Source organism: Methylobacillus glycogenes JCM 2850 (genome assembly GCF_000617925.1).
Lineage (GTDB): Bacteria > Pseudomonadota > Gammaproteobacteria > Burkholderiales > Methylophilaceae > Methylobacillus > Methylobacillus glycogenes.
The window spans coordinates 26,093-38,330 of record NZ_BAMT01000001.1 but is presented as its reverse complement, the minus strand read 5'-3'; the positions used below and the strand labels follow the sequence as shown (position 1 = coordinate 38,330).

Sequence of the window (12,238 nt, the reverse complement as noted above, 5' to 3'; positions counted from 1 at the left end):
GTGAAGAAAAACGATGTATCAGACCTTGCAGAACAAATCATCAAGGGTTTGCCGACGGATGAATTTCAAGTGTGCTCAGCCTATCTCTGTGGCAAACCTAATGCAGATCAACCGCATAGCATTGCCGAAAACAGGCACTACTTTGACCTTCCCAGCAAAAGCCTGAGTGGCCTGAGAATCAAGGCGCTGTGGAAGCTCTATCAGTTTTGTAAACAAGAACAGTTCGATGTCATCATTGCCAACCGCTTCAAAACGGTCAGCATGCTGCTCATGCTGAATAAATGGCTGAAGGTACCTTTATGCATAGGCATTTCTCATGTACTGAATGAGTACCATAGAGCCTATCGCCAGCTCCAGGTCAAATGCCTGGCAGACCAACGCTGGCATTTTGTTGGTGTTTCGGCTGCCGTCAGGGAGTGCCTGATTGACTATCAGGCAGGCTTTACCAGCCAAAACACGCATGCCATTCCCAACGCCATTGATATTCGCAAGTCTGAAGCTTCGCAACTGGACAAACCCGCAGCACTGGCAGCCCTGGGCTTGCCAAGCGGTAAACGCATCATAGGGGCCATAGGCCAGTTATTTGCGCGCAAAGGCCACCGCTTCCTCATTGCCGCTCTGGCCGAGATTAAGGATGAATTTCCTGATGCCCATATCGGCATAATTGGCAGAGGTGAGGAAGAAGCGGCGTTAAAGCAGCAGATTGTCACATTGGGTCTGCAAGATAGAGTGCATTTGCTGGGGTTTCGCCAAGATGCCTTGCAGTATGTGCGCGCATTTGACATCTGGGCCATGCCTTCATTGAAAGAAGGCATGCCACTGGCGTTGATGGAAGGCATCAGTGGTCACCTGCCGGTGATTGCCAGCGACATCCCAGAAATGCGTGATGTGATTCTGGGTGCAGGCGGTATTGCCGTTGCACCCAAAGATGTATCCGGCCTAGCCAAGGCACTGCGCGAGTATCTCGCACTGCCTGCTGCAGAATTGGCAGAGAAAGGCGTGTACGCCTGCAACTATCTGCTCAGTCACCACGATATAGAAACCTATCGCTTAGCTTATAAAAGCCTCATCGCAGGAAACAAGTACTAATGAAATGGCTTGAAACACTTCGCAGTCCCACATTTGCGCTCTATGCCGTCAGTGCATGGATGATCAGCTTTTTGGTGATTTCTGGCTCACAGCTTCATAACAATATCAGCTACCTGATCCTGATTGTGCCCGCCCTGGCCTCGCTGCAATGGGCTGAAATCAAACGCATCTTCCAGAACACCCTGTTTCGCGGCTTGGTATTGGCTATAGTCAGTCTGGTACTTTCTGCCTGGTGGAATGATGGTAATCCTTGGCAATCGCTAAAGTTTGGCCTGCTGATCATCGTCTTCTTCATTGCGGTGGCACGATTGCCAGTCATCCGTGAAGATCAGGTTTATAAGGCGGCATGGGGATATCTGGGGCTGATCATGCTCTATATCGCCTTCAATATGGCATGGTTTTATGCCCAAGGCACTTGGAGGCCAGGTGAGCGTATGGGTGAAATGACCTCTAAACTGGAAAATGTCATTTATGTCACCAATACCCTGGGCGGCATGCTCGCCATCATTACCCTCTTGGGTATGAAGGCCAAGCATTACCGCGCCGTGCTCTTGGCCCACCTGCTGGTGCTGGGCGTATCTCTCACCATCTTGCAAACCCGCAGCATCTTTGGCCTGTGGTTAATCACCATTTTATTGACCTATCTGGCGCTATATCGCAAGCAAGCTCTGCATCCAAAAATACGCTGGGGACTGTTGATAGCAGGCATCAGCGCCGCCCTGTCCATAGCTGCATTATTTGCATACACCAGCATAGGTGAAAGCCTGCTGGCGCGTAATTTCTACCGACCAGAAATCTGGGCTGGTTACTTTGCTGAAACCCTGCGCTGCGGAGTATGGTTAGGCTGTGGCCCAGATCATGGTTTCCAGTACATCTCCCATGACGGGATGGTGATGATACACCCACACAGCCTTTATCTGACCCAGTTCTATAAAGCCGGGTTGATCGGCTTGGTGCCCTTGCTGGCTGTCACCTTGTGGGCCAGTATCCAGGGCTTCAAAGCCCAATCCTGGGCCGCCTGGTATTTCATATGTGGCGCATTTGGCCTGGCTTTCGATGGCAGCAGCCTAGTGCATAGCCCTAACCAGCGCTGGCTGGTGTTCCACTTGCCCCTGGCACTCTTGATTGCGCAACAATTGCATCATGCGGCGCAACAATCCAAATTGATGCAAGCAGGCTTGAATGCACAGGGAGAAGCAAAGCCACTCGCTGAATCCCACTAAGCCTGAAACCCACTAAGCCTGGGGGGTAGCCCCCATGCCATCCAGCAAGGCTTGCACCCGGACTTTCCAGGTAAAGCGCTGCTGGAAGGCCTCATGGCCCCGGCGCGCGATTTCAGCACGCTTTTCAGGGTGGGCAAGGTAATAATTCACCTTTTCCACCAGCTCGCTGGAGCTCTTGAACGTCTCCAACTCCTCGCCTATAGAGAACAACTCTGCGACTTCATCACAGTAATCGGTAAGCAGGAAACAGCCTGCGGCCAGCGCTTCAAATATCCGCAGATTAATGCCAGTTTCCGCGCCAAAGAATTGGGCGCGGGTGATGTTGAGCACGATTTTGCTATCGGCAAAGGCCTGATGTAAGTCCTGGCCCCATATATCCCTATCAACAATTCGTTGCTTGAGTGCTGGTGACATCAAGGCCTGATTGCGCTCCCAGCGCTTGCCAAAGATGGTCACCTGCTCCCGGATATGCTCAAGCATGAAAATGCGTCGTAAATCCCCGCTGCCGACAAACAAGACATCGTTTGCCTGTTGGCTAGCTGCGGGCAGCGTGATATTCAGCGCCCCGTAAGGGTAATAACTGGCGTTTAATCCCCGTACTTGCTGGAAAAAATCGCTCATCACGCGCGAAAACGAGAATATACGCTGATACGCAGGCAGCTCATCCTCAAGGAAAAAGATGAACGAGCGACGCTTGGAGTAGAGATTGCAACTGTCGGTATCGTAGAGAAATAATTGGCATTGATAGCGCTGCGCCAGCTCCTTCATCAAGCAGGGCTGATGAACTTGTAGAGAAAGCCTATCACCAGGATATGCGTGGGGCGCTCACGTTCCAGCAACTCAATCACTGCTTTGGTCTGTACCGTGGGTAAGTGGAAAAAGCCCTCTTCCTCTTGTTTCTGCTTATTGATGGTCTTGGCCACAATGGAGCGCAGACGATCAAACGGAATCTTAGGCATGCTGGCAAGGTCGTGATATGCAGTGGCAATGCCTAGTTCACCCGCTACCTGTGCAATTTCACGTCCCAGCGGTACCCCACTGATGCCATCTAGTACGAATAACTTGCTTGGCATGCTTGTCCTTTATTTATTATGAATTTTCAGCACATGAATGACTCAAGACTGCGGCAGGTATGACTTCACGAAAGCCAAAGACATGAATCTGGCTCTGGCGGCCTCATCGCTGAACTCTTCCTGCAAACGCTGCAAACCTGTGGCTGTTGCTACATGCTGTTGTGCTGTTTCAAGCAATCGCTGGGCAAGGCGCTCGGCATCCCCCAGAGGAAACAGTTTACCCACACCCGCCACCACCTCGGCCCCGCCCCCACTATCACTGCAGGTAATCGGCAGTTCAGCCGCCATGGCTTCCAGCAACACCATGCCAAAAGGCTCATGATCTGATGTCAGCACAAAATGGTCAAAGGCGCGGAAATAGCGTCTGGCTTCTGGCACCACACCCGCAAACCTGACTTGCTCGGCAATGTTCAGGTCTTGTGCAAGCGCCTTCAAATCCTGCTCTAGGGGCCCCTTGCCCAAGATCAGCAACAACGTATTTTCGGGCAAATGAGGTCTGGCCAGAGCATAAGCACGTAACAATGTCGCCTGGTCTTTATCCCTATGCAGCCTACCTACATTAGCAATGACATATTGATGCTCAGCTAGTTGCAAATGATGGCGTGCGGCAGCTCGGCTCAACAACTCAGCGCTGACAGCCTCTACGTCCAGGCGGTTGTAAAGCGTGAGTATGCTTTCTGCTGGCCAATGGGCCAGATGCTCGCGCATTTCATCGCGGACAGAGTCCGAGACACAGAGCATGAGCAGTCTATGGCGACAAAGATTTACCAGCCAGCGGCGCGAGGCGCGGCCAAAGTCATTGTAATTATGATGCACACTGACCACAGGTAGCTTGGTGGCCAGCAGGGCGACATAGGTAGGTTTTGCCCGGTGGGCAATACAAAGAACGAAATTCCGGCTTGCCACCAATTGGCGAATTTTCAGAATCGCCCCCAGCTTTAAACCGCGCACCTGCTTGCTGTTATAGCCTAAGAAAATCACCTCATCCGAAGCGCTGGCCGCTGCAATTTCCGCGTCTGCCTTGCCTGTCAGATACACAGTCACAACTTTATACGGGCTGGCCTTGAACAAGGCAGCATACTGGCGCGCGCAATCAAGGAAAGGGGGGTAATAGCTATGACAGATATGCAATATATACATGGCCCTACTCCTTGCTCATAAAGCGCAACTCCTGCCTCAGCCTTGCCACCGCTTTGGCAGGCAACTGGCTGGCAGCAAAATAACTCGCCGCAAACACCTGTTTGCCTTCTGCCGAAATCATGGACCAATCACTGGCATAGCGTTGCAGATGACGGAAATTGCGTCTGCGGTGCCAGATCCGCAAGGCCTGGCCGCGCAACTTGAGGTCGCAATATCAATCAGGCCCAGATGGCCCTCTGGGGTGAGGATGACATTGCCAAAATGCAGGGAGCGGAAGTACACACCCTCCTGGTGCAAACGTGCGACAAAGGCACCGAAAGCTTGTAGCAATGCCAGATCAAGCTGACCGGACATGCCGAGCTGGCGCAGGGTACGGCCAGGCAATGGTTTGTACAGCACGCCAGTATCACTGCTGTCCTCAAAATGGAACAACTGGATGATATCGACGGTAGGTATGGCCAGCGCCTTGAGCCTGTCCGCGTTGCGACAGAACAGCCGCGCATAGGAATAGATCTGCGACAGGCTGATGGTATGCCGCCTGCGGAATATCTTGAAGATATTGCCGTTTTCCAGCTGCATGACCTTGATGCCTCTGCCGTCCTGTTCAAGCACCAGGCAGATAAACGTAGCTGCTCGAATTCTTCCGGTGTCAGCACCTGGCTACGACGCAGCTTAAGGCTGGGTAACAGTTTCATAAGGCTAGGGTCTTAATCTAGGGGCTGGTTTTGTTGGGCTAGTTCTTGTTGGACCAGGTCTTGTTGGATTTGGTCTTGCTTCAATACATCGGCAATATTGGCACGCACGGTAATCTGATGTTGTGCGCAATAGTCCTGCCATTGCGGCACATCGGTCCAGGCATGCAGAAAAATAAAATCCAGACCTGCGCCAGTAGAAGCCTGGTGGTCATAGCGGCTATCCCCTAGGAACAAGGCAGGCTGACGGATATTACCCGCCTGCAGTTCACGCGCGAGGATCTCATCCTTGTTGTCTGGGCTGCCAAATATGCCGCCATCAAACCAGTCTGCGATACCGCGCTCGGCAAATATGTCGCGCAGCTCCTGCTGATCGCCGCCGGAAATCACCAGCCAGTTGGCTGCGGCCGTGGCGGCACGCAACTCGGCCAGGCCAGGCGCAATTTCACAACTGGCCAGCCTAGTCCGCACTTCACGACCAAAATCCAGCAGCAAGGTATCTACGTCTTGCTGTTTGACTGGCTGTTGCAGGATATCGCTGAGGAAATACTGGAATTTGACGAAGCGGGAAATACCGCCAAGCTTGATGTGATAATCCACCAGCGCCTGGGCCTGCTGCTCGTTGGCACCGAAATTCCTCGCGGTAGCGAAGTAGGCATCAATCTTGAGGTAGTTGGAATTGAGGATGACCCCATCACAATCCAGCACCAAGGTTTGGTAGTGATCAAGCTTATGCATGCAGCACCCGCGATGGAACAATCAATGAGTAGTTTGACCTGGCGGTCTGGCGATTCAAGCGGCCCTGAATGGATACGGCCCCGCAAGCGGGGCCGATTTCAGAGCCAAGGCCTATCAGGCAGCTTTGATAGCGCTGGCTTCACGTGCCAGTTTGGTGATGTGCGCCCAGTTCTTGCTGGCCACAGCATCGGCTGGCGTCAACCAGGTGCCGCCACAGACCACCACATTAGGCAAAGCAGGAATTGCGGTGCGGATTCCACAGTCACGCCACCTGTAGGGCAGAACTTCACATCGCCGAATGGACCAGCAAAGCCCTTGAGCAGGTTAATGCCACCTACAGCCACGGCGGGGAACAGCTTGAGGAAGTAGTAATCATCGGCATTGGCTTGCATGATTTCGCTACCAGTCGATACACCTGGCAACAAAGGCAGGCCCATCTCGCGGGCAGCACGGCCCAGCTCGCTGGTGTAACCAGGGCTAACGGCGAACTGGCAACCTACATCCTTACAGTTTTGCGCATCCTTGATATTGCGCACGGTACCAGCACCGACGATGGCATCAGGCACAGCCTTGGCAATCGCTTCCATGGCTTGCAAGGCCACTGGGGTACGCAGGGTAACTTCCAGAACCTTGATACCACCTTCCAGCAAGGCTTCAGCCATGGGCACGGCATCCTCGACCTTGTTGATGACAATGACCGGGATCACTGGGCCATGGTTAGCTAAATCTAGTGTGCTCATTGGGTTTCCATATGGTTGAAGGTTGAATTAAAGGTGAGCGGGCTGGCAAGCGCCAGCCCGTCGTGGCTTACAGCCAGGTAACAGCGCCCTCTTCGGCGCTGTGCACATTCTTGCGCATGCCACCAAACAGTTCACGGCCTATGCCATGACCATTGTTGTTGCGCTGGGCTTCGCTCATGGTCGCCACAGTGCGCGCTTGCCATTCTTCGTCATCCACCAGCGCGTTAAGGGTACCGACGATGGCGTTAAGACGGATCATGTCACCAGTTCGAATTTTGCCAATGGCGCCACCAGCCAGGCATTCCGGGCTGAGGTGAATCGCTGCGGGCACCTTGCCGGACGCGCCGCTCATGCGGCCATCGGTCACAATCGCCACGCGGTAGCCCTTGCCTTGCAGCACGGACAATGGCGGCGTCAGCTTGTGCAACTCTGGCATACCGTTGGCACGTGGGCCCTGGAAGCGCACCACGGCAATAAAGTCTTTTTCCAGCTCGCCACGTTCAAAGGCGGAGAGCAGTTCTTCCTGGCCGTTGAAGACAATGGCGGGGGCTTCCACGATTTGCCTGTCTTCAGGCACGGCGGAGCTCTTGATGACGGAGCGGCCCAGATTGCCAGTCAGCAAACGCAAGCCGCCGGATTCACTGAAAGGCTTGGAAGTATTGCGCACTATGGTGTCGTCAGGGGTAGTAGCTGGCAGATCAACCCAGATCAGGCCGCCATCATCTGACTTGACTGGCTGCTTGCCGAAATCGCGCAAGCCACCCATGACCACAGACTGAACATCGCCGTGCATATAGCCAGCATCAACCAGTTCACGAATCACAAAGCCAGCACCACCTGCGGCATGGAACTGGTTCACATCCGCCGTACCATTGGGATACACACGCGCCAGCAAAGGCGTGTTTTGCGACAGCTTGGAGAAATCTGACCAGTCAATGATGATGCCTGCGGCACGGGCCACGGCCACCCAGTGAATCAGGTGATTGGTACTACCGCCAGTTGCCAGCAGGGCAACAATGGCATTGACGATGACACGTTCATCTACCATGCGGCCAATTGGCGTAAAACGCTGGCCCTTGGTGATGGAAAGTACGGTTCTGACCGATTCACGGGTCAGGAGATCACGCATACCGTCATGGGGATGCACAAAGGCAGCGCCTGGTACATGCAGACCCATGGCCTCCATCAGCATCTGGTTACTATTGGCAGTACCGTAGAAAGTGCAAGTACCTGCGCCATGATAAGCCGCAGATTCAGAAGCCAGCAGCTCTTCACGACCGACCAGACCCTGGGCGTATTTTTCCCGCACCTTGGATTTGGTGGTGTTGTCTATGCCGGTGGACATCGGGCCTGCAGGTACAAACACGCAAGGCAAATGACCGAAATGCAGCGCGCCTATCAGCAGGCCGGGGACAATCTTGTCACAGACGCCCAGCAGCAAGGCGGCATCAAATACATCGTGGGACAGGGAAACAGCGGTACTCATGGCGATGGTATCGCGTGAGAACAGGCTCAGCTCCATGCCAGGTTCACCCTGGGTAATGCCGTCACACATGGCAGGCACACCACCTGCTACCTGCACCGTGGCACCCAGCTTGCGCGCCTCGTCACGGATGATTTCGGGATAGGTCTCGTAAGGCTGATGCGCGGACAACATGTCGTTGTAGGCAGTGACGATGCCGATATGTGGCGCCTTTTCTGCGACTACTTTGAACTTGTCATTGCTGGGCATGGCCGCAAAAGCGTGGGCCACATTGGCACAGCCCATGCGATCAGCACCGCGTTCACGGTTAATGATCTGGTCTACACGTTGCAGATAAGCCTTGCGTGTGGGCGCACTACGTTCACGGATACGTTCCGTGACTTCATTCAGGGTTTGTCTCATTGATGCTCGCGCTGCTGAAGGGTTGAATTTAACGTTGAATTATCGCTGAAAGCGCCGGGCACCGTCAAATTAACCACGACTAGGATAAGGTAAAAAAACCAGGGATTTGCAGCGGCGCCGGCCGCTGCAATCGATCAGAAAAATCTAAGCTTTTGTCACCAACATTTGCTCACTACGCTTTAGTGACCAGAACATCTTCCATGATCAAGTATTCCAGATCGCAGCCATAAAACATATTCAGGGCATCAGTTGGGCTACAGATCATGGGCTCGCCACGGCGGTTGAGTGAGGTATTGAGCACCACAGGCACATTACGCAGCCGCTCCAGCTCCTCAATCAAGGCATAGTAGCGCGGGTTGGTATCGCGATTGACGATTTGCGCGCGCGCCGTGCCATCCTCGTGCACCACTTCAGGTATACGCGATTTCCAGTGATCTGCCACATCAAAGGTGAAAGTCATATAAGGCGCAGGGTGCTCGGTCTGCAGAATATCTGCCGCCACGCGATCCAACATGCTGGGGCAGAACGGACGCCAGCGCTCACGGTACTTGATCTGGGCGTTGATACGATCTGCCACGCCTGGATGACTAGGGTCACCCAGAATGCTGCGGCAGCCCAGTGCACGCGGGCCAAACTCCATACGGCCCTGGAACCAGGCTAGCGGATTGCCGTCAGCCAACAGTTCAGCGCCCTTTTTCGGCGCGTTTTCAATACGGGTAAAGATGGGCTTGGCCGGGTGCGCCTCGCAAGCGGCAATACACTCTTCTGTGGTGAACGAGGGGCCAAGGTAAGCGTGACGCATAGGTTCCAGTGGCTCGCCCATTTCTGCCGCCACATAGCTGGCCGCGCCCAGGGAAGTACCGTTATCGCCAGAAGCTGGCTGCACGAACAATTCCTTGACGTGCGGCATGGCAATGATGCGCTGGTTAAGCTTGACGTTAAGCGCCACGCCACCCGCCATGGCAATGCGCCCGGTTTCACGGATGATGTCACCCAGATAGTGATCTATCATCTTCAGCGCTACATCTTCCAGCAATTGCTGTACCGCAGCGGCGTAATGGATGTAGGGATCATCAATCTCGTCCCCTTCACGCTTGGGGCCCAGCCACTCGACCAATTCAGGCGTGAAGTAATAACCCTTGCCCTTTTCCTTGTAACGGCGCAGGCCGACGACATTCACCAGCTTGGTGTTGATCTTGAGATCATTGCCGTCAAATTCGACTAGGCGCGAAAGGTCATAACGATTAGGGTCGCCATAAGGTGCCATACCCATAACTTTGAACTCGCCGTCCAGCATTTCAAAACCCAGGTATTCGGTGATGGCACCATACATGCCACCCAGGGAATCCGGGTCGTAGAATTCCTTGATCTTGTGGATTTTGCCGTTTTCGCCATAGCCAAAGAAAGTAGTGGCGTATTCACCCTTGCCATCAATACCAACAATGGCGGTCTTTTCCTTAAAACCACTCAGGTGATAGGCACTGCTGGCATGGGCCAGATGATGCTCCACAGGCACAAACTTGGCATTGGTAATGCCCAGCTCCTGCATCAGGGCCAGGGATTTATCACGGTTGCGGCGGAAACGGCGGTTACCGTTGAACAAGGCATCCAGCGCACGATCGGGCGCATACCAGTGACGCTTGGCATAGTGCCAGCGTGCCTGGGTGGAAAGAGGAATTTCACCATAGGGGAAAGCCACGATATCGACCTGGTCAGGCCGCACTCCCGCCTCGCGCATACAGTAACGCGCAGCTTCTAGCGGAAATTTGTTCTTGGCATGTTTGTCACGCAGAAAACGTTCTTCCTCCGCCGCTGCCACAATCTTGCCATCGACTATGATGGCCGCCGAAGCATCGTGGCCTAAAGCACCTGACAGGCGAGAATCGTTAGAGACAAAAGACACCCCCTCAATGGATAGCAGGGTTGCAGACAACCCAAAACTTAAAAAACAGGGATTATAACTTAGCTTTGGGGCTAGGCCGCATATCGCCAAAGCAGACAACATCACCATCATGATCAGGCCTCAAGGCAAACCCCTTGCGCCTGGACATGAAAAAATCCAGCCCAATGCGCTTATATCTTGGCTAGCCGCAGCACTGCCTGCTCGGGATAAATTTGGTAAAAAGCTTGGCTCAGTAGCAGGCGGGTTGCATCATCACTTGACCAGTTGTGCATGAAGCGGCGTAAATCGCGCGCGTGTCGCGCCTGAAAATGCTGGACGCTGTCATGCTGGCGCATGCTATCCAGGTCTATCAATAGCGGCTGACCATCGACAATCAATAAATTGCTGGCCTTGAAATCACCATGCTCAAGGCGTAACAGGTACAAGCGGTAAAACAACTGGGCAATCGCCAGCGCTACCTGCTGTCGCAGTGCAGCATCCTCTTGATTACTGGCAAAGAACTCAACAGCATCCGGCCCTGGCGTATAGGCTGTGAGCAGAAAAGCGCGCAGGCGCAAGCCCCAGCGGCGTTGCTCCAGCACCGCAATAGGCAACGGTGTTGCCACGCCCGCCAGCAGCAATTTATAGGCATTAACCCAGGACTGCACAGCGCGCGATGGCCGCAAGGCACGGCCCAAGCCATGCCAGAAATTCTTGATGTTGTAGCGTTTGAGCACCAGAGTTTGCTTACCCACCTCAACCGCCGCCACAGTACAGGTATTGCCACTCTTGAGCCTGACGCTGCTGCCAGCATCCAGCATGGCATCAGGCGCTTGCAGCGCGATTTTCAACGCGGCGCTATCACAGCTACGGTTAATGGCGATAAACGCTCTGGCTCTGCGCTCTACCCGCACATCGCTACAGTTGCGCAGCACCTTGGCCCCATATTGCTGCAATTCCCTGGCCTTGTGCCGTGCAATGCGGCTTTGCATAGCCCCCAGATCAGGGGCTAGCGCCCAGCCTGATGCATCGGCATAGCGCTGCAATAATGCAGGCAACCACTGCGGCACCTCTTCCACATCAAATTTGGAAATTAGCCTGGCGAGATTATCCAGTTGCTGCTGACGCCGCCGCAGCCGACACAAGCGCCGTATGCCATCGCCATCCAGGCTATAAATAGTAAGATCATGCAGGACCTGAGCACTCAGCTCGCCTTGTACCAGAAAATTCTTCAGGTAAAGATCGGTTTGCAGCAAACCTGCGGCATGATGTTGCGCCACCACACTGACCAGTTGCAAGGCTAAAGCCTGCCGCTGAGCCGGCGCCATCACCCGATAAACCTGCTCGGCATTGGCAGCCGCAATCGCGGTATAAATCAGCACACGGCATTCACCAGTGGCGGTCGCGCCATCATGCAGCAGCGCAGGAGTGGCAATACCAGCCTCAGCCAGCCATTGCACGCCACGGCTGTCGCGCGCGGCATATTTGCTGGCACCAGCCCCAATAAAACATTTGGCAAACACCTCCTGCCCTTGCCAGCGTGCACGGCAAACCAAACGTTTACCCGGCACGCGCCTGACCACTTCCAACACCTGCAGCACAGTGTCGGATGTCTCACCAGCGCCCAGCTGCAACTCAAACGCTGGCGTTGATTCATGTGCGCTCAAGCTTCCTTCGCGGCTATAGCGCTCCAGCGCTTCTACGCTGAGGCGAGTGTCAATGCGGGTGTCAGTGCTCATGGTCATGGCTAGTTATTAATGGTCATGGCATTTAGTG

General features: G+C 54.1%; 10 protein-coding genes and 1 pseudogene. 2 read left to right on the top strand and 9 right to left on the bottom strand.

Annotation, left to right across the window (positions count from 1 at the left end; translation table 11 throughout):
- Positions 1-1,089 carry a glycosyltransferase gene (locus tag JCM2850_RS16035; RefSeq protein ID WP_234405998.1) on the top strand — a complete coding sequence of 363 codons (1,089 nt, stop codon included), beginning with the start codon at positions 1-3 and terminating at the stop codon, positions 1,087-1,089.
- Positions 1,089-2,312 carry an O-antigen ligase family protein gene (locus JCM2850_RS00145; RefSeq protein ID WP_025869258.1) on the top strand — a complete coding sequence of 408 codons (1,224 nt, stop codon included), beginning with the start codon at positions 1,089-1,091 and terminating at the stop codon, positions 2,310-2,312. Before JCM2850_RS16035 ends, JCM2850_RS00145 begins: the two co-directional genes overlap by 1 nt.
- Positions 2,313-2,324: 12 nt before the next feature.
- Here JCM2850_RS00145 and JCM2850_RS00140 read toward each other — a convergent pair whose 3' ends face one another.
- The 9 genes and pseudogenes from JCM2850_RS00140 to JCM2850_RS00100 all read right to left on the bottom strand — a co-directional run bounded on the left by JCM2850_RS00140 (position 2,325) and on the right by JCM2850_RS00100 (position 12,201).
- Positions 2,325-3,080: a CgeB family protein gene (locus JCM2850_RS00140; RefSeq protein ID WP_025869257.1), complete on the bottom strand. Its 756-nt coding sequence runs from the start codon at positions 3,078-3,080 to the stop codon at positions 2,325-2,327.
- Complete coding sequence (locus JCM2850_RS00135; RefSeq protein WP_025869256.1) at positions 3,080-3,385, bottom strand: hypothetical protein; 306 nt, start codon at positions 3,383-3,385, stop codon at positions 3,080-3,082. The genes JCM2850_RS00140 and JCM2850_RS00135 overlap by 1 nt, the downstream gene beginning before the upstream one ends.
- 42 nt (positions 3,386-3,427) lie before the next feature.
- Positions 3,428-4,525 carry a glycosyltransferase gene (locus tag JCM2850_RS00130; protein ID WP_025869254.1) on the bottom strand — a complete coding sequence of 366 codons (1,098 nt, stop codon included), beginning with the start codon at positions 4,523-4,525 and terminating at the stop codon, positions 3,428-3,430.
- A 117-nt stretch (positions 4,526-4,642) separates the two neighbouring features.
- Positions 4,643-5,137: a BUD32 family EKC/KEOPS complex subunit gene (locus tag JCM2850_RS16030; RefSeq protein ID WP_234405997.1), complete on the bottom strand. Its 495-nt coding sequence runs from the start codon at positions 5,135-5,137 to the stop codon at positions 4,643-4,645.
- A 95-nt stretch (positions 5,138-5,232) separates the two neighbouring features.
- Positions 5,233-5,955 carry an HAD family hydrolase gene (locus tag JCM2850_RS00120; protein WP_025869253.1) on the bottom strand — a complete coding sequence of 241 codons (723 nt, stop codon included), beginning with the start codon at positions 5,953-5,955 and terminating at the stop codon, positions 5,233-5,235.
- Positions 5,956-6,069: 114 nt separating this feature from the next.
- Positions 6,070-6,695, bottom strand: a pseudogene (gene eda / locus JCM2850_RS16025) (bifunctional 4-hydroxy-2-oxoglutarate aldolase/2-dehydro-3-deoxy-phosphogluconate aldolase).
- A 67-nt stretch (positions 6,696-6,762) separates the two neighbouring features.
- Positions 6,763-8,580, bottom strand: a complete 1,818-nt coding sequence (gene edd / locus JCM2850_RS00110; RefSeq protein WP_025869252.1) for a phosphogluconate dehydratase — start codon at positions 8,578-8,580, stop codon at positions 6,763-6,765.
- Positions 8,581-8,752: 172 nt separating this feature from the next.
- Positions 8,753-10,456 carry a carbamoyltransferase family protein gene (locus tag JCM2850_RS00105; RefSeq protein WP_036265405.1) on the bottom strand — a complete coding sequence of 568 codons (1,704 nt, stop codon included), beginning with the start codon at positions 10,454-10,456 and terminating at the stop codon, positions 8,753-8,755.
- A gap of 197 nt (positions 10,457-10,653) precedes the next feature.
- Positions 10,654-12,201, bottom strand: coding sequence for a lipopolysaccharide kinase InaA family protein (locus JCM2850_RS00100; protein ID WP_159105100.1), 1,548 nt, complete (start codon positions 12,199-12,201; stop codon positions 10,654-10,656).
- Positions 12,202-12,238 lie beyond the last annotated feature (37 nt).

Bases quoted from the DNA above. Each gene is read 5' to 3' on its own strand.
- edd (WP_025869252.1), bottom strand. From the start codon at position 8,580: ATGAGACAAACCCTGAATGAAGTCACGGAACGTATCCGTGAACGTAGT.
- JCM2850_RS00100 (WP_159105100.1), bottom strand. From the start codon at position 12,201: ATGAGCACTGACACCCGCATTGACACTCGCCTCAGCGTAGAAGCGCTG.
- JCM2850_RS00120 (WP_025869253.1), bottom strand. From the start codon at position 5,955: ATGCATAAGCTTGATCACTACCAAACCTTGGTGCTGGATTGTGATGGG.
- JCM2850_RS00145 (WP_025869258.1), top strand. From the start codon at position 1,089: ATGAAATGGCTTGAAACACTTCGCAGTCCCACATTTGCGCTCTATGCC.
- JCM2850_RS00140 (WP_025869257.1), bottom strand. From the start codon at position 3,080: ATGAAGGAGCTGGCGCAGCGCTATCAATGCCAATTATTTCTCTACGAT.
- JCM2850_RS00135 (WP_025869256.1), bottom strand. From the start codon at position 3,385: ATGCCAAGCAAGTTATTCGTACTAGATGGCATCAGTGGGGTACCGCTG.
- JCM2850_RS00130 (WP_025869254.1), bottom strand. From the start codon at position 4,525: ATGTATATATTGCATATCTGTCATAGCTATTACCCCCCTTTCCTTGAT.